Annotated in this window: 17 protein-coding genes and 1 tRNA gene; 16 read left to right on the top strand and 2 right to left on the bottom strand. The window is 34.1% G+C overall.

Annotated elements, in window-relative coordinates; translation table 11 throughout:
- Positions 1-70: 70 nt before the first annotated feature.
- The 13 genes from pflA (at position 71) to ACVWNY_RS07335 (ending at position 14,857) form a co-directional block, all read left to right on the top strand.
- Positions 71-850, top strand: coding sequence for a pyruvate formate-lyase-activating protein (gene pflA / locus ACVWNY_RS07395; protein WP_218325119.1), 780 nt, complete (start codon positions 71-73; stop codon positions 848-850).
- Between the two features lie 85 nt (positions 851-935).
- Positions 936-1,865, top strand: a complete 930-nt coding sequence (locus tag ACVWNY_RS07390; protein WP_218325120.1) for a manganese-dependent inorganic pyrophosphatase — start codon at positions 936-938, stop codon at positions 1,863-1,865.
- 48 nt (positions 1,866-1,913) lie between these two features.
- Positions 1,914-2,723, top strand: a complete 810-nt coding sequence (locus ACVWNY_RS07385; RefSeq protein ID WP_218325121.1) for a DUF1803 domain-containing protein — start codon at positions 1,914-1,916, stop codon at positions 2,721-2,723.
- A gap of 2 nt (positions 2,724-2,725) precedes the next feature.
- On the top strand, positions 2,726-3,577 hold the full coding sequence (locus ACVWNY_RS07380) for an alpha/beta fold hydrolase (RefSeq protein WP_218325122.1): 852 nt from the start codon (positions 2,726-2,728) through the stop codon (positions 3,575-3,577).
- A 309-nt stretch (positions 3,578-3,886) separates the two neighbouring features.
- Positions 3,887-5,791, top strand: coding sequence for a 1,4-alpha-glucan branching protein GlgB (glgB, locus tag ACVWNY_RS07375; RefSeq protein ID WP_218325123.1), 1,905 nt, complete (start codon positions 3,887-3,889; stop codon positions 5,789-5,791).
- Positions 5,792-5,834: 43 nt separating this feature from the next.
- Positions 5,835-6,980, top strand: a complete 1,146-nt coding sequence (locus ACVWNY_RS07370) for a glucose-1-phosphate adenylyltransferase (RefSeq protein ID WP_218325124.1) — start codon at positions 5,835-5,837, stop codon at positions 6,978-6,980.
- Complete coding sequence (gene glgD / locus ACVWNY_RS07365; protein WP_218325125.1) at positions 6,967-8,115, top strand: glucose-1-phosphate adenylyltransferase subunit GlgD; 1,149 nt, start codon at positions 6,967-6,969, stop codon at positions 8,113-8,115. Before ACVWNY_RS07370 ends, glgD begins: the two co-directional genes overlap by 14 nt.
- Complete coding sequence (gene glgA, locus ACVWNY_RS07360) at positions 8,115-9,545, top strand: glycogen synthase GlgA (RefSeq protein WP_218325126.1); 1,431 nt, start codon at positions 8,115-8,117, stop codon at positions 9,543-9,545. The genes glgD and glgA overlap by 1 nt, the downstream gene beginning before the upstream one ends.
- 75 nt (positions 9,546-9,620) lie before the next feature.
- Complete coding sequence (locus ACVWNY_RS07355; protein WP_218325127.1) at positions 9,621-12,056, top strand: glycogen/starch/alpha-glucan phosphorylase; 2,436 nt, start codon at positions 9,621-9,623, stop codon at positions 12,054-12,056.
- The gene (locus ACVWNY_RS07350; protein WP_218325128.1) at positions 12,037-13,869 is read left to right on the top strand and encodes a glycoside hydrolase family 13 protein; all 1,833 of its coding nucleotides are present in this window, start codon (positions 12,037-12,039) and stop codon (positions 13,867-13,869) included. The genes ACVWNY_RS07355 and ACVWNY_RS07350 overlap by 20 nt, the downstream gene beginning before the upstream one ends.
- 58 nt (positions 13,870-13,927) lie before the next feature.
- Positions 13,928-14,542 carry a hypothetical protein gene (locus ACVWNY_RS07345; RefSeq protein WP_218325129.1) on the top strand — a complete coding sequence of 205 codons (615 nt, stop codon included), beginning with the start codon at positions 13,928-13,930 and terminating at the stop codon, positions 14,540-14,542.
- 36 nt (positions 14,543-14,578) lie between these two features.
- A complete protein-coding gene (locus ACVWNY_RS07340; RefSeq protein WP_218325130.1) occupies positions 14,579-14,767 on the top strand; it encodes a protein YkzS in 189 nt (62 codons plus the stop codon).
- A gap of 6 nt (positions 14,768-14,773) precedes the next feature.
- A tRNA-Leu gene (locus tag ACVWNY_RS07335) sits at positions 14,774-14,857 on the top strand.
- 106 nt (positions 14,858-14,963) lie between these two features.
- Here ACVWNY_RS07335 and ACVWNY_RS07330 read toward each other — a convergent pair.
- Positions 14,964-15,278 carry a hypothetical protein gene (locus tag ACVWNY_RS07330; protein ID WP_218325131.1) on the bottom strand — a complete coding sequence of 105 codons (315 nt, stop codon included), beginning with the start codon at positions 15,276-15,278 and terminating at the stop codon, positions 14,964-14,966.
- 143 nt (positions 15,279-15,421) lie between these two features.
- Entirely contained in the window at positions 15,422-15,772 is a 351-nt protein-coding gene (locus tag ACVWNY_RS07325) for a hypothetical protein (protein ID WP_218325132.1), read from the bottom strand.
- 203 nt (positions 15,773-15,975) lie between these two features.
- On the opposite strand from ACVWNY_RS07325, the gene ACVWNY_RS07320 reads away from it, so the two are divergent.
- The 3 genes from ACVWNY_RS07320 (at position 15,976) to ACVWNY_RS07310 (ending at position 18,783) form a co-directional block, all read left to right on the top strand.
- Positions 15,976-16,785: a helix-turn-helix domain-containing protein gene (locus tag ACVWNY_RS07320; protein WP_454071204.1), complete on the top strand. Its 810-nt coding sequence runs from the start codon at positions 15,976-15,978 to the stop codon at positions 16,783-16,785.
- A gap of 78 nt (positions 16,786-16,863) precedes the next feature.
- Positions 16,864-18,012, top strand: coding sequence for an N-acetylglucosamine-6-phosphate deacetylase (gene nagA / locus ACVWNY_RS07315; RefSeq protein ID WP_218325134.1), 1,149 nt, complete (start codon positions 16,864-16,866; stop codon positions 18,010-18,012).
- Between the two features lie 69 nt (positions 18,013-18,081).
- Entirely contained in the window at positions 18,082-18,783 is a 702-nt protein-coding gene (locus ACVWNY_RS07310; RefSeq protein ID WP_218325135.1) for an ABC transporter ATP-binding protein, read from the top strand.

Raw genomic sequence — 18,783 nt, 5'->3', positions numbered from 1 at the left:
CTTTAAGCTACAAATGGGCGGATGGACGGAATGTCTATTCGCCTATTCATTTCTAAGGAGGAAAAATCTCATGACTACTGCAACTGAAACGGCTGTTTTAGGAAATGTTCACTCAATTGAAAGCTTTGGTTCTGTGGATGGACCTGGTGTACGTTTTATTGTCTTTTTACAAGGCTGTCAAATGCGTTGCCAATTTTGTCATAATCCAGATACTTGGAAAATTAATGACCCAAAGGCAAAAAAAAGAACAGCTGATGATGTATTGGATGAAGCCCTACATTATAAAAGCTATTGGGGAAAAAAAGGCGGTTTAACAGTCAGTGGCGGGGAACCTTTATTACAAATGGACTTTTTAATTGATTTATTTAAAAAGGCTAAGGAAAGAGGCGTAAACACCACCTTAGATACCTGTGGAAAACCATTTACGAGAGAAGAGCCATTTTTTTCTAAATTTGAAGAACTAATGAAATATACTGATTTAATCTTATTTGATGTGAAACATATTGATGAAAAGCAACATAAAATTCTAACCGGTCATAGTAATGAAAATATTTTGGGAATGGCTAGATATTTGTCTGAAATTAATAAGCCAGTTTGGATTCGCCATGTCCTAGTGCCAGAACGTAGTGACTATGATGAATTTTTAATTCGTTTAGATGAGTTTATCAAAACTCTGAACAATGTCGATAAAGTTGAAATTTTACCTTATCATACAATGGGTAAATATAAGTGGGAAGAATTAGGCTTTAAATATCCATTGGATGGGATTGAACCGCCAACTGATGACCGTGTTGAAAATGCCAAAAAATTATTGCATACGAGTGATTATAAAGGCTATTTGAACCGTTAATCTAAAAGAAAAGAGCAGGATTTTGTTGCTCTTTTCTTTTTTTTTGATATGATAAAAAAGAACTGATAAAAAGGAGCGATAAAATATGTCAAAAGTTTTAATTTTCGGACACCAAAATCCAGATACTGATGCTATTGGTGCTGCTTTAGCCTTTGCACATTTACAAAAAGAATTAGGTGTTGACGCGGAAGCAGTTGCGTTAGGCACACCAAATGAAGAAACTGAGTACGCGTTAAATCAATTTGGTTTGATTGCGCCACGAGTTGTTGAAAAAGTTGCTGGAGAAACGCAAGATGTCATGTTAGTTGACCATAACGAGTTTCAGCAAAGTGTTTCAGATATTGAAGAGGTGAATATTTTAGCGGTTGTTGACCATCACCGAATTGCTAACTTTCAAACAGCTAATCCTTTATACTACCGCGCCGAACCAGTCGGTTGTACTTCAACCATCGTATTGAAATTGTACAAAGAAAATAATGTGACCGTACCTAAAGAAATCGCTGGCATGATGCTTTCAGCAATTGTTTCAGATACTTTATTATTTAAATCTCCAACTTCAACTGAAGAAGATATGAAAGCCGCTAAAGAATTAGCAGCAATTGCTGATGTTGATTTAGAAAGTTATGGCTTAGAAATGTTAAAAGCTGGTACTAACTTAAGCACAAAAACTGAAGCAGAATTATTAGACTTAGATGCTAAAAGTTTCCCAATGGGAGACAAAACTATTCGAGTGGCACAAGTGAATACAGTAGATTTAGCAGAAGTTTTTGCTCGTCAAGAAGCATTGGAAGCAGCGATGATTGTCGAAAACACAAAAAATAAATATGATTTATTTGTTTTATTAGTAACGAATATTTTGAATTCTGATTCTGAGATCTTGATTGCCGGAGAGCCTAAAGAAAAAGTCGAAGTGGCTTTTAATACAAAATTAGAAAATAATCGAGCATTCCTACCAGGAGTTGTTTCTCGAAAAAAACAAGTTGTTCCCCAATTAACTGAAGCCTTTGAAAAATAATTTGACTTGGAGACTTTCATAAGAGAGTCTCCTTTTTTAGGAGTAAAAATGAAGATTATATCTAATGAAGAAAAACTAATAGAATATATAAAAAAACCAGAAATTATGACTCTACTTAATTATTTTGAAAAACAAGAAAATCCTGTGATCCTGCGAGAAATTAAAAATAATTTTCCTAGTATGCGGCATTTGGATCAATATTTAGATCGTTTGATTTCGTTTGAAATAATTTTTCGTAGAAATCGGCGCTATTATTTGCATATTCCTCAGTTAAAGGCGTATCCTTTGGTAGAAAGTTGGAACAAAATAAATCAATTGGCTGAAGAGACAGCAAAAGTAACGTTGATTTCTTTCTTAATCCAAAATTATTGGCAAGAAAAATATCCTGGCACTATAGCAGTTGATTTTAATTTGCCGGAGATAACGCAAATAGCAAATGAGGAATATCAACTGATAACAGTAAATGTGGAAAAAAGGAATGATTTTACAATTCCTAATTATTTTTCTTTTCAAACAGAAGATTATCCTGAATCATTTGAACAATTGGAAAAATTAATTGGTGATGTGAACCAAGAATTTTATTTTAATCAAGTTAGTACGGTTTTAGATTTTGTTTTGAAACAAAAGAAACCGCGGCGAGAAACTATTTATTCTCAAAGTTTAATTGTTACTGATTTGATTCAATTAGATCCAGTGCCCAAAATTTTAGTACCAGTTGTAGATGAAATTCCTGATTTACCAGAATTAGACGCTGAACTTAAAAAATTATCTGGGGATATTCGTTATTTTGCAATTCGTCGATTAATGAAAATACTAGTTCCAACATTAGGTTTTACTTATCTCATAAAGAAGGCGTAAATATGCAAAAAATTTTCAAGATATTAGTAGCAATTATTTCAGTTTTTAGTGTAACTGGAATGTTTTACTATTTTCAAATACGTTCAATAAATGGTGGCAACATATCTAAACAAAAAGGAATTAATTATAGTCAAACACCAACTGTTTTTATTCATGGCTATCAAGGAAATAGTTTTTCTTTTGGTCCGATGCTAAAAATTTTAAATGATGATCAATATGCGAAACGTGCTATGACAATTACAGTTGCTGAGGATGGTCAATTGACTGTAAAAGGGAATTTATCAAAGAAAGCAGATAATCCAACGATCATGTTACTTTTTTCAAATAATCGTGCTAGTGAGATTAAGCAAAGCCAGTGGATTTCTGATGCAATGCAATATTTATCCAAACAAGGCGTAAAAAAAGTGAATCTAGTTGCTCATTCAATGGGTGGTGTATCAGCTTTACGTTACCTTTTAGAATACGATCAAGGTCCTAAAGTAGAAAAGTTGGTGACGGTTGCTACGCCATATAATGATTTAGAAATCGCCGAAGATACTGATGAGGTATTTGCTGCAGAATTGACCGAGACGGGTCCTAGCCAAGAGACACCTATTTATCAATATTTTGACCAACAAATGAATAAATTGCCAAAAAACTTACAAGTTTTAAATATTGCTGGAAATAAAAAAGACGGGACTCAAAGTGATGGTGCGGTCTCACTGCATAGTGCATTTGCCTTACGCTATTTAATCTCGTCTCATGTAAAGAGTTATCAAGAATATACAATTACTGGTATTAAGGCAAGTCATTCTTGGATAACTAAAACAGCCGCATTTGAAAAAGAATTAATTAAATTTTTATGGCAAAAATGAGCTAGAGAATCTATCAAGGATTCTCTAGCTTTTTTCGTGTAAAATAACGATTGGTTTTTAATAGATGATGAAATGAAGTGTTTTTTTAGAAGAGAAAGTTTTCAATTCATTTTCATAAAGCTATTATTTTCTGCATATTTAAATCATTTTAGTAAAAAAAAACTATTTTAATTAGTATTTCGAGCGATCGTACGCATTTTTTTATGTTCTTATAAAAGAAGAGAAAGTTAAAAAAATAATGAAATAGAATTTTTATTTCAGATTTTTTTACAAGTATTTTTTGAGTAAAATAAGTAAATGAGGTGGCCTATGAAAGAGAAATCTGATGTTGAAGAAAAGCCGTTACTTGAAGCCAAACAGAATTTTTTGTCGGGGGAAAACTTTTATGCCCAACATTTTTTAGGCGCACACTTAAAAAATGATCAATACACATTTCGAGTATGGGCACCTAATGCACAAATGGTATTTTTGGTGGGTGACTTTAATGACTGGAATGATTCTATTCCTATGGAAAAAGATGCTTATGGTATTTGGGAAGTAACAACCGCTTTACCTAGTGAAGGTGATTTGTACAAATTCAAAGTTCGTCAAGCAAACGGTCGTGAGATTATGAAAATTGATCCTTTTGCAATCTTTTTTGAAAAAAGACCAGGTGATGCTGCAGTACTTCATACAGTACCTGAAAAAAAATGGAAAGATGGTCTTTGGCGCGGCAGAAACAAACGTGTAAATCATTTTAAACGACCAATGAATATCTATGAAGTTCATGCTAGCTCGTGGAAACATCACGAGGATGGTCAGCCGTATAATTTCGCTGAATTAACGGAAGAACTAGTGCCATATTTAGTGGAAATGAATTATACTCACGTGGAATTTATGCCATTGATGGAACATCCTTTAGGGATGAGCTGGGGTTATCAATTAATTGGTTATTTTGCATTAAGTTCATATTATGGTACACCAGAAGAATTCCAAAATTTTGTAGAAGCTTGTCATTTAAACAATATTGGCGTGCTAGTCGATTGGGTACCTGGGCATTTTTGTATTAATGATGATACATTGCCTTACTATGATGGAACGCCACAATTTGAATACCAGGATCCAGATCGGGCAAATAACGTTCGTTGGGGATCAATTAATTTTGATCTCGGCAAATCTGAAGTTCAAAGTTTCTTAATATCTAGTGCGATGTTTTGGATTGAGTTTTACCATATTGATGGTATTCGTGTAGATGCTGTTTCAAGCATGATTTATCGCGATTACGATGATGGTCCTTGGACACCCAATCATGAAGGCGGAAATCAAAATTTCGAAGGCTATTATTTCTTGCAAAAATTAAATGCAGTTATCAAATTAGCCCACCCAAATGTACTAATGATGGCTGAAGAAAGCTCTTCAGATACTCAAATTACTGGTTTAATTGAAACAGGTGCTTTAGGTTTCGATTACAAATGGAATATGGGGTGGATGAATGATATTTTACGCTTTTACGAAATGGATCCGCTATATCGTGGAGACAATTTTAATCTATTGACTTTTTCGTTTATGTACATGATGGATGAAAATTTCATTTTACCTTTGTCTCATGATGAAGTTGTTCATGGTAAGAAAAGTTTGATGCATAAAATGTGGGGAGATCGCTATAAGCAATTTGCTCAGCTGCGAAATTTGTTTACTTATTTTATGACTCATCCTGGGAAGAAGCTATTATTTATGGGTAGTGAATGGGGTCAATTTTTAGAATGGAAATATGATGAAGGCTTAGAATGGGTGGATTTAAAGGATTCTCTTAATCATTCCATGCAATTTTTCACTAGCCAGTTAAATCAGTTTTATAAAGACAATCCAGCGTTGTGGGAATTGGAAGAATCTTACGATACTATCGAGATTATTGACGCAGATAATACGAATGAAACAGTACTATCCTTTATCCGCAAAGGAAAACGTAAAAAGGACTTTTTAATTGTTATTTTAAATATGACTCCAGTAGAAAGACAAGGTTTTAGAATTGGCGTGCCTTATGCTGGCAGTTATGAAGAAGTTTGGAATACGGAAATGCTAGAGTTTGGTGGAACTTGGACGGAGCATAATCCAGTAGCAGAAAGTGATGAATATCATTTTAAAGATTATCAATCTTCAATTACTACGACGGTACCGGCTTTGGGGGCATTGATTTTAAAACCGTTAAAAGTAAATACACGGACAAAAAAATAAAAAAGGGGGATGGTGAAAGCTAATTTTTTCACCAACAAAGATTATGAAAACAGAAATCTTAGCAATGATCTTAGCCGGGGGAAAAGGCTCAAGATTAGGGAAATTGACACAACATATTGCAAAACCCGCTGTTCCGTTTGGTGGAAGGTATCGGATTATTGATTTTACTTTAAGTAATTGCGTGAATTCAGGAATAAATAATGTTGGTGTCGTGACACAATATCAACCACTTGCTTTAAATAGTCATATTGGGAATGGTTCAAGTTGGGGATTTGATGGACTGAATTCAGGGGTCACTATCTTACAACCATTTTCTAGTAATGACGGTAGTAAATGGTTTGAAGGTACTGCTCATGCAATCTATCAGAATATGGATTACATTGATCAAATGGATCCACAGTATGTCTTGATTTTATCAGGAGATCACATTTACAAAATGGATTATGAAGCAATGCTTGATGTGCATAAAGAAAATAATGCATCTTTATCTGTTGCCGTTATAGAAGTACCTATGGAAGAAGCTTCTCGTTTTGGAATTATGAATACAGATGAAAATAATCGAATTATTGAATTTGAAGAAAAACCAGAAGAACCAAAAAGTAATCTTGCATCGATGGGGATTTATATTTTCAACTGGTCTCGTTTACGAGATATGCTACTAAATAGTTACCAAAAAGATGATCATATGCTTGATTTTGGGAAACATGTTATTCCTGCTTATCTTGAATCTGGTGAAAATGTTTTTGCTTATCGATTCCAAGGTTACTGGAAAGATGTTGGTACAATTGATTCATTATGGGAATCAAATATGGAATTTATAGATCCTAATCACAGCTTAAATATTCGCGATAAAAATTGGCGAGTTCTAGCTAAAAATACAGTTTCACCACCGCATTTCTTAACTGAAACAGCCTTGGTTAAAGATTCTTTGATAGTCGACGGTTGTTATGTCGCAGGTGAAGTTGATCACAGTATCTTATCAAATGATGTTCAAGTAAAAGAAGGCGCTGTGATAAAGGATAGTTTTATTATGCCGGGAGCTACAATTGGTCGAAATGTAAAAATGAATCGTGCGATTGTTGGCGAAAAAGCTATTATTGGTGACAATGCAGTAATTGATGGGACAGATGAGATTGCTATAGTTGGCTATTCTGAAGTGATTGGAGTGAATGTTGATGAGAGCGAATAAAATAGCGGCGATTATTAGCGGCGTATATGAAAGCAAAGAATTACTACCTTTAACTGAAAATCGACCTTTATCTACTTTACCTTTTGATTGTAAATATCGTATTTTAGATTTTAGTCTTTCAAATGCTGTAAATGCCAATATTAAACAAGTTTATATGATCTTTAATCAGCATCAGACTAAGTCAGTATTTGATCATATTGGTGGAGGACGAGAATGGCATCTTGATAGTGTTGATAGCCGTTTTTTCATTAATTTTTATCAAGAATATTTACAGAAAAAAGCAGAAGGTTTACCATATTATGATGATGCGATTGATTTTTTAAATAAATCTAAGTCAGAGTACACTGTATTTATGGGTAACAGAATGCTGTGTAATATTGATATTGAATCTGTTTTGAAAATTCATCAACAAAAAGATGTCGACTTAACAGTGGTGTATAAAAAAATGTCGAAAGAATATATTTCTGCAAAAGACGTTATCTTAAAAATCGATGATGGACACGTTATTGGTTATGATCGTTTTGAAAATAATAGATTGGAAGATGAATTGCATAATTTGTCCATGACAATTTTTATCTGCCGAACAGATTGGTTGATCCGACAATTTCAAGAGGGTCAGCTAAATAATTCACCGGCTTCTATGCAAGAATTTTTAATGGATCGGATGAATCAAGTACGAACATCTGCATATGAATATACAGGATTTTTAAGTAATATTTTTGATGTCAAATCTTATTATGATGCGAATATGGCAATGCTAGATTCAAAAAAATTCAATTCATTGCTATACACTAGTCAAAAAATTTATACAAAGTTAAAAAATGAAGTTGCAACTTATTATGCGCCGACTTCAGTTGTTAATAATAGTCAGTTTGCAACGGGCTGTATTATTGAAGGAAAAGTTGAAAACTCGTTATTTTCAAGAAAAACCTTTGTCGCAAAAGATGCCGAAGTGTATGATAGTATTGTAATGGCCAATGTGAAAATTCAAGAAAATGCTTTCATAAAAAATGCAATCGTTGATAAAAATGTCATCATTGAGCCAGGTGTGAAGATTATCGGAACAGCTGAAAAACCAGTTGTTGTGAGGAAAAATGCCCATGTCTTAAACGATATCTATGGAGGCGAACATTGATGAAAGTTTTATTTGCGGCAGCTGAATGTGCTCCCTTTTTTAAATCAGGTGGATTAGGCGATGTAGCCGGTGCTTTACCGAAGGAATTAAAGAAAAAAGGGGTCGATATTAAAGTTGTGTTGCCGTTTTTTACTAAGATGGCTGAAAAATATCAAGATCAACTAGAAGATTTGCTTCATTTTGATGTATATGTTGGTTGGCGTAAACAATACTGCGGGGTAAAATATTTACAATTAAATGGAATAGATTATTACTTTCTTGATAATCTCTATTATTTCAATCGTGAAGAATTGTACGGATATTACGATGATGGTGAACGCTTTGCCTTTTTCCAATTAGCTTTGATTGAGATGATGGAAAAAATTAATTTCATTCCTGATGTTCTCCATGTGAATGATTATCATACCGCAATGGTGCCTTTCTTGTTAAAGGAAAAATATAATTGGATTTCGGCCTTCTCTGATATTCGCATCATTTTAACGATACACAATATCGAATTTCAAGGTCAGTTTGATAAACAAATTTTAGTCGACCTATTTGGGATGGGAACAGAACGTTATGATGACGGTACAATCAAATTCAATGATTGTTTGAATTTTATGAAAGCAGGAATTTTATATGCTGATCGAGTGACAACAGTTAGTCCATCTTACGCTAATGAAATCAAAACACCACAATTTTCATCAGGTTTAGATGTCATTTTACAGATGGAAAGTGGTAAATTAAGTGGCATATTAAATGGAATTGATACGGAGGTCTTTAATCCTGAAACGGATCCCGCAATCTTTGAAAAATTCAATATCGAAAATTTAGCTGAAAAGAAAAAGAATAAAACTGATTTACAAAAAGTAATGGGTCTGCCCATTCGTGAAGACGTCCCATTGATTGGTGTGGTCAGTCGTTTGACATATCAAAAAGGTTTCCATTTGGTTTTACAAGAATTAGAAAATTTACTTCAATTTGACGTGCAATTTGTATTAATTGGTACAGGTGATCCGAATTTCGAAGCTGGTTTTAGCTATATTGGTAGCAAGTATCCAGAAAAAGCTAGCATTAATATTGCTTTTGATGTGAACTTGGCGCAAAAAGTTTATGCCGGAGCAGATATGTTTTTAATGCCATCAGCTTTTGAGCCATGTGGATTATCACAAATGATTTCCATGCGTTATGGCACTTTGCCGATTGTTCATGAAGTAGGTGGATTAAAAGATACCGTAATCCCTTATAATCCAATCACTCAAGCAGGCACTGGATTTGGTTTTAATATTTTTGAATCCTATATTTTGATGAATACTTGTAAGCAAGCAATAGCTTTGTACCAAGATGAACCTGATATTTGGCAAAAATTGATGGTTAATGGTATGAAAACAGACTTTAGTTGGGACTTGTCTAGTCAGAAATATTTGGCATTGTATCAAGGCATGCAATAATTAATAAAACCAGAGTCTGCGGTTTACCGTGAGATTTTGGTTTTTCTTATAAATTCGTGAAGGTTGTGATAATTAATGAACAAAAAAGAATTTAAGGCAATATTTAAAAAGCGTTTAGCAGAAAAATACGCAATGGAAGTAGAGGATGCTACTGCTACAGAACTTTATCAAACGCTAGGTTCAATTATTACTGATAGTTATTCGCCGGATTGGTATCAAACTTGGCAAGATTATCGTAAACAAAAACAAAAACAGGTTTATTATTTCTCAATTGAATTTTTACCTGGGCAGATGTTAAAAAGTAATTTATTAAATATGGGTTGGTTAGATATTGTTGAAGACGCCTTAGCAGATATGAATATTGATTTAGCTGATTTGGCTGCTGTTGAACCAGATATGGCACTAGGAAATGGTGGACTAGGTCGGTTGGCCTCATGCTTTATGGATTCAATTGCTTCTCGTGGATTGCCAGGAAATGGTAATGGAATCCGTTATCAATATGGTTTATTTAAACAAAAATTTGTTGACGGTTATCAAGTAGAGCTACCAGACGAATGGTTAAATCAAGGGAATTTATGGGAAGTTCGCAAAGAAAGTAAAGCAGTTAATGTTCATTTTGGCGGACATGTTTGGATGAAAAAAATGCTAGATGGTAATTTAAAACCAGTTTACGAAGGTGGCTCTAAAGTTCGGGCAGTCCCTTATGATACTGGTATGGTCGGATATCAGAATCAAACGGTTAATACGATGCGCTTATGGTCGGTGGAAATTCCTGAAGAAGAGGAAGATCGTTATCGTAGTGTAGAAGAAAGACGCGCAGTTGAAGATTTAACCTCTGTATTGTATCCAGATGATTCTAATGAAGAAGGTCGAAATCTAAGATTAAGACAAGAATATTTCTTTGTTTCGGCTGGACTGCAAAGTATTTTACGTCATTATCTTCAATTACATGAACCAATTGATAAAATTAATCAATATGTGGCGATCCATATTAATGATACCCATCCAGCTATGTGTGTGGCAGAATTTATGCGTCTATTAGTTGATGAGCAAAATGTTCCTTGGGAAAAAGCTTGGGATTTAACAATTAAAGTGATGAGTTATACTAATCATACAATTATGGCTGAGGCTTTAGAAAAATGGTCAGTCGGTATGATGAAGGCTGTTTGTCCCCGAATCTATCAAATCATTGAAGAAATTGATCGTCGTTTCGTCGTAGAGACATCTTGGGTTCATGGTGAAGAATTAGTCAGTCGCACACGTATTATCCAAAATGATCAAGTTCATATGGCTCATTTAGCAATTATTGGTTCTCATTCAACTAACGGAGTGGCAAAACTCCATTCTGATTTGTTAAAATCTGTTGTGCTCCATGATTTTTATATTTTATATCCAGATCGTTTTAATAATAAAACTAATGGAATCGCACAACGTCGCTGGTCACAAATTGCTAACCCTAACATGAGTCGGGTTTTAGATAAGACTATTGGCACTTCTTGGCGTCAAAATTCTAATGATTTAAGATTACTGTTGAATTATCAGGATGATGATACTGCTTTGGATGCTTTAGCGGTTGCTAAACGAGAAAATAAAATTGAATTTGCTAATTATATTAAAGAGACAACCGGAATTACGGTGTCACCAGACGCGATTTTTGATGTACAAATAAAACGTCTGCATGCATATAAACGACAATTATTAAACTTGATGCATATTTTAAATATGTACTTTGATTTGAAAAATGATCCTACATTGGAAATTCCTGCCCGTGTATTTATTTTTGGAGCAAAAGCTGCGCCAAGTTATCATTATGCAAAAGCAATTATTAAGGTCATAAATGAAGTAGCAAAATTGATCAATAATGATCCAGCAATCAATGATAAAATAAAAATCGTCTTTTTAGAAAATTACAAAGTTTCTTTAGCTGAAAAAATTATTCCAGCAGCTGATGTTAGCGAACAAATTTCTCTCGCATCAAAAGAAGCTTCAGGAACTTCAAATATGAAACTGATGCTAAATGGTGCGGTCACAATTGCTACACTAGATGGGGCGAATGTGGAAATTAGAAATTTTGTCGGTGATGACAATATTGCTATTTTTGGCTTAACCGAGGAAGAAGTTTATCGTTATTACCAAGACAATAGTTATAATGCCGGTGATATTTATAATCAAAATGAAAAAATTCACCGGGTAGTCAATGCTTTTGTGGATGGTACCATTCCAAACATTTTATTTGAAGGACAAGAAATTTATGATTCGTTAATTAAATATAACGATGAATACTTTGTTTTACGAGATTTTGATTCTTATTTAGCTGCTCAAAAGACGATTGAGGTTGCTTATTTAGACACAAGACGCTGGCGTCAAGTGAGTTTACAGAACATTGCCAATGCTGGAAGTTTCTCAGCAGATGACACGGTTCAAAAATATGCGGACGACATTTGGCAGATTGAGCCATTATTTAGTCACAATGATGAACGAGGTACAACCCATGGTCAATATTTATTATAATGCTTGGCAGGAAAAGTATAAGCAGCCTTTTGGTGCGATTCCGATCAAACAAACAGTTCATTTCAACATCAACGTATCTGACTTTGCTAAAGCAAAAGTATATTTGGTGATTCGTGAAGAGGATAGTGCTAAGGGTGCAGAAACTTTCATGATGAATCAATTGGAAGAGGATTTGTTTCATTTTTGTTATCGTCTTGGTGAACAGGCTGGTTTGTATTTTTATTATTTCAAAATTGATTTGATCAATGAAAATAATCAAGTATCTACCTATTATTGTAGTTATGGCGAAGATGGTGGTGCAGGAAAAATTTATGATTCAAAAAATCAGATGCCAGAGTATCAACTGACTTGTTATGAGACAGCTGAGATTGCACCTGATTGGTATCAACAGGCAGTTTTTTATCAGATTTTTCCTGATCGTTTTAATAACGGTAATGAAAATGGCCAAGTAAATGCGCCTAAAAAAAATAGTTTTATATATGGAACTAAAGAAGATACGCCGATGTATATTCGAAATGAAAAAAATGAAATTTTAAGATGGGATTTCTACGGCGGTAACTTAAAAGGTATCCAAGCAAAAATTCCTTATTTACTGGAGTTAGGAATTAACGCTTTATATTTAAATCCGATTTTCGAAGCAACTAGTAATCACCGTTATGACACGAATGATTATTTTAAAATTGATCCAATGTTAGGAACAGAAAAAGATTTTGTGGAATTATTAGATGCTTTACATCAAGTCGGAATCCATATTATTTTAGATGGTGTCTTTTCCCATGTTGGTCGCAATAGCCGTTACTTTAATCAAGCCGGCATCTATGGTGAAGAAGTCGGTGCTAGCAGAAATCAACAAAGTCCTTATTATTCTTGGTTCCAATTTACTAAATATCCTGACGAATATCGTTCGTGGTGGGGTGTGGCAGATTTGCCGGAAGTAAATAAAGAAAATCCTAGTTTTCAGTCCTTTATTTATGGACCAAAGGGAGTCATAGATAAATGGACAGCGCTAGGTGTAGATGGTTGGCGTTTGGATGTTGCTGATGAATTAACGGATGATTTTATCGGCGGAATACGCCAACGCTTGAATACATTTAAAAATAAAATATTGATCGGTGAAGTCTGGGAAGATGCTTCTAACAAGATTGCTTATGAAAAAAGAAGGAAATATTTATTTGGTAATCATTTACAGTCAGTGATGAATTATCCTTTACGTCAACAGATTCTAGATATTTTAACAATGCAAAAAAAGATGAGTCAAATTACTAAGGAAATGGTAGAAATTCAAGCCAACTATCCGAAAGATTTTTACTACAATCAATTAAATAACCTTGGGACACATGATACAGAACGAATTTTTACAATGTTGAATCAATCAGAAGATGATTTAGATGTCGCCTGGGGATTATTATTCATGATGCCCGGTATCCCTTGTGTTTATTATGGTGATGAAGCTGGAGTAACCGGTGGAACAGATCCTGACAATCGAAAATATTTCCCATGGAATCACGTGAATCCAACGATTTATCAAGATTGTCATAAATGGATCAAACGCAGAAAGACACATAGCTCTCTTATGAATGGTGAATTCTATCCATTTTATACTGAAACAGAAGATGTCTTTGGTGTATTGCGTTTTAATCAAGAAGAATATAGTGCGTATATTGTGAATCGCGGAGAAAACGACAAGGTTCTGAGATTGGCTGATTTGATTAATCCACGCCAGTTTAATGGTAATTTGTCAATTCTAGAAAAATTATTTTCAGAAAAAGTAATTGAAGGTCATGCAAATTTATTTTTATCGATAAGAATATAAGATATTTTCTCTAATTTGTGCTAGAATTTAAGTACAAAATAAGATAGGATGAATGGCTATGAGTGATCAATCATTTGACGGAAAACGAGCACGTTTTCCTGCTTACGACGATGAATTAGGTGTAAAATTGCATAGTGAAAGCACAAAGGATAAATTTGAAGGTGGAATTAATTTAATTACTGATTTTCGTTTAGACGAGAAAACAGTATTTGAAAGAGAAATTAGCCGACCAACCAAAAGACGTCCCGTTCACACTGATGATAAACCAAAAAGAGAATTGGCAAAACATCGTCAAAATTTACCAGACTATGGTCCTATTGGAAGCGATCTGAAAAAACCTCGTTCACTTTTTGAAGAGGTACCAGAGAAGAATGACCATAAACTACGTTTCAAACCAGAGCAAAAAAATCTAGCGCAATTTGAGCCAACTTATGTTCCAGCTTCTTTGATTCCAGATGAGCCTGAAGATAAAATTTCTCAGAGAGAACTGTTAAATAGTATGTTAAAGGATCCAGAAAACTATATTTTATTAGCAGAAGATCGAGAAGTTCCTAACCAACCTTCGATCAAAAAGAATCAAATCCGAAAAGGTGGCCGCTTAGATCGTTCATTGCGAGGTATTTTACAAGAAGATAGTGATGCAGTTGAAAATACAAAATATTTTAAAGAATAAGAGCGGGAAATCGCCGCTCTTTTTTGAGGTGATAAGATGCAAAATCCATTTGAAGAAAAAATCAAACAACTGCGATCAGGTGAAATTGCCCAATTAGAAGTGAAACATGACGACTTTTTTATGTTTCGTGAAGCTTGGCAGCAACAAGAAGATCGGAAATTTTTCCGGGGCATTGCTGATTTGAATGGTAATATTATTTATGTCTATGATACAACTATAGTATAAAATAATGCGGTGGTGTTGGAATTGGTAGACAAGCAAGACTAAGGATCTTGTGGGCTTTGGCCCGTGTGAGTTCGAGTCTCATTCGCCGCACTAAAAAACACATTAGTAACATTGTTAAAGCAATGTTGCTAATGTGTTTTTTTTATTCTTTTCATGGAAAATCTGCGGAAAGATTTTTAAAGTACTGCTTTAATATTTAAAAATCATCCCAGCCATCATTATCAATTTCCTTATGATCATTCAATTCACGCTCTCTTTTTTCAAGCGCGATTCTTTTTGCTCGTAATTCTAATTGTCTTTCGCGTTCAGCAAGCTCAGCTTCTTCTGCGGCATGCTGTTTTCTTTGCCTCATCTTTGGAATATAGATAATTAGTCCAATGATGACTGCAATGATTAAAATAAATAACAAGTAAGGTGCAATCGTAATGAAGATTGAGCATAAAAATAGAAAGCCAATAACACTCCAACAACCGCAACCAGATTCTTCGGTAACAACATATTTTTTCCCCATCATTAAACTCCTTATAAAAATTTATTATGATACCAACCTTTATAAGTTATTATACTATTATCAACAATTCACTTAAAGAAGAAAATAAACACATCGAGAACTAATTTATAATAAAAAAGCTAGTAGATGATCATCTACTAGTTTTACCAAGTAAAGAAATCTTGTGGTGTAGTGGAATCTAAATACTCAATCAGTGCTTTTAACTCAAATAGTTTTCGCTGGCTACTTTCAATTGGAGTTAATTTTTGGTCTGAAAATTCTTCTAAGGAATACTGGATTACAAACGAGTCACGATCGGGAATAAAGACAACATAGCCAGGCATTAAGTAAGTTTTTTCTTGGTATTGAGCAAAAAAAGAATTACTTAAATCAAAATTTCCGTCTTGTACAAAGTGAAAATCCTCAGATAAAGGAACAGACCAACTCTTTAATGGTTGCCAAATAAACTCTTTTTCTCCAGTTAATTTCAAAATTTGATTGATTGTTAGGGTCATTTTTTCACTTTCCTTCTTGTTTATAGTTAATTTTATTTAATTGTTACAAAAATTCGAAATCTATCTGAAAAAGTATAGCACGAGCGCTGGGAGGGACAAAATAATTGAACCGATTACAATAAGTTAAATCAAAGGATTCTTGTCACTATCATTTCTTTAGGATAAAATAAAGAAAATGCGAATTTGCATATTTGGAGGAAATCATGGTAACGATTGGTGAAGCATTAAAGGAATTCCGTAAAGAGCGTGGTTTTACTCAAAAAGAGTTGTCACAGGATATCTGCTCGCAAAGTGTTTTAAGCCGCATCGAAAATGATGAAGAAATTCCTAATATTTTAGTTATTTCTCAATTAAGTCAACGTTTGGGTATCAGTGTGATTCAATTAATTGGTGACTTATTGCCTGAAGAATTACTGTTACGCAAATATTTTAATAAAATGTTTATGTATTTAAGGCAACAAGGCTATTTAGAAATCGAAGGTATTTTGGCTTTTTTAGAGGCTAGAAAGACGATTTATTTAGATAAGGATTTACAGTTACTATATTATTTTAAAGGTATTTGCAGTTATTATATTGATAATGATCCGAAAAAAGCATTAGAAAAAATCAAAAAAGGTTTGTCAGTTTTTTTTACCCATAAATCACAGGGCTATTTTGATCAAAAAATATTGTTATTATGCTTTGCTGGTAAGATGCAACAAATTCTTGGAAACTTTAGTGAAGCGGAACGTTTATATAGTGAAAGTTTTCAATTATATAAAACAATGATGGCAGATTATTCAGAGCGACTTGAGTTAGTCAATATTTTTACTAATTATGGAAACTTTCTGTTTGATAAAAAAAATCTTGATAAAGCGGAAAAGGTAATTGATGCAGGCTTAACCTGGAGTAAAAATCAACACAGCTATTATCAGTTGGCAGAAATGTTGATTTTAAAAATAAAAATATTGGATACCCGTGGTTTAACTAAAGAGAGTGAATATTTTAAAAAGATTTTGGCAAATATGAATTAATTCCAAGAATGGTGTAGACCATTCTTGACTTTTTTTTTCGGCTGGAGTATTTTTATTGAAAAGAGAGGAAGTTTGAAGATGAAAACATATATTTATGCTGACAAATTCTTTTTAAATTCTGGAGTGAAACCAGCAGGTTATTTAGAAATTACTGATGGCTTTTTTGGTAACTTTAGTCAAGAATTACCAGAAAAAGATGCAAAAGTAATTGACCAATCAGGCAAATGGATTGCACCAGGTTTAGTAGATACCCATATTCATGGTTATTTAAATCATGATGTTATGGATAATGATGCGGACGGTTTAAAAATCATGTCAGAAGCATTACTTTCTTGTGGCGTAACAAGTTTCTTGCCAACGACTTTAACTTCAACTAAAGAACGTTTAAAAGATGTAGCAGAAACGATTGGTAAAGTTCACGAAGATGTGCCTGGAGCAAAAATTCAAGGAATTTACTTCGAAGGACCATTTTTTACGGAAGAACATAAAGGTGCACAAAATCCCAGCTATTTTGGGGATCCAGATCTGCAAACATTTAATGAATGGCAAGAAGCTTCTGGTGGATTAATTAAAAAAATTGCTTTGGCTCCTGAACGTAAAGGCGTGAAAGAATTTGTTTCGGCTGTAACTGATGAAGGTGTAGTCGTTTCTTTAGGTCATTCCAATGCCACTTTAGAACAAGCACAAGAAGCCGTGGAAGCTGGAGCAAGTGTTTTTGTTCATGCATATAACGGTATGCGTGGTTTAGATCATCGTGAACCAGGAATGGTTGGTGCTTTAATGACTTTGGAGCATGTTTTTTCTGAATTGATTTGTGATGGTCACCATGTCCATCCGCAAGCAGCAGATTTATTGATGGAAAAAGTGGGTCATGACCATGTAGCTTTAATCACTGATTGTATGATGGCTGGCGGTATGCCAGATGGTAATTATAATTTAGGTGAGTTTCCTGTAGTGGTTAAAGATGGGACAGCGCGTTTAGACTCTGGCAATCTAGCTGGTAGCATTTTGAAATTAAAAGAAGCAATTAAAAATGTAGTCGAATGGAATATTGCGACGCCCGAAGAAGCAGTTATGATGGCTAGTTATGTACCTGCCGTTAGCTGTAAAATTGACGACCAATGCGGTATGATTAAAAAAGGACGTGCAGCTGATTTTATCGTTTTGGAACCTACGATGGATTTAGTTGCAACTTATTTAGATGGTGTAGAACGTTATCACGTATAGAAATTTTAAAACCTAGCCAATTTTGGTTAGGTTTTTTTTATGTTAAACTATCAAAAGGAGGGGAAAGTTATGGCTTATATAGATGTGATTGATGAAAGTAAACATTATAAAATGGGAGAAACGATTATTTCTGCCAATGATAAAATAAATTTTTCGATTGAACAAGGGGAAGTAGCAGTTATTCTTGGCCCAAGTGGTGCTGGGAAATCAACTGTCTTAAACATTTTAGGTGGTATGGATACTTGTGATGAGGGCCAAGTAATTATTGATGGTACAGATATCGCTACTTTTAATAATCAACAATTAACAACTTATCGACGTAATGATGTCGGTTTTGTTTTCCAATTTTATAATTTAGTTCCAAATTTGACGGCTAAAGAAAATGTTGAACTGGCTGCTCAGATTGTTCCTGACGCAATCGATGCGGCTGAAGTTTTGTCTTCAGTGGGATTGTCTGGTCGTTTGGATAATTTTCCTGCTCAACTATCTGGTGGAGAGCAACAACGGGTGACGATTGCTCGTGCCCTAGCTAAAAAACCTAAATTATTGCTATGTGATGAACCAACCGGGGCCTTAGATTATGAAACGGGAAAGCAAATTTTAAAAATTTTGCAAGATACTTCGAAGGAATTAGGAACGACAGTAGTCATAATTACCCATAATTCAGCGGTAGCACCGATGGCAGATCGGGTTATTCGGATTAATGATGCAAAAGTTCGTAGTGTTGAACTAAACGAAAATCCTCAATCAATTGAAGAAATTCAATGGTAG

Source organism: Enterococcus sp. JNUCC 77 (assembly GCF_054819945.1).
This window is presented reverse-complemented; position numbering and strand designations above follow the sequence as displayed.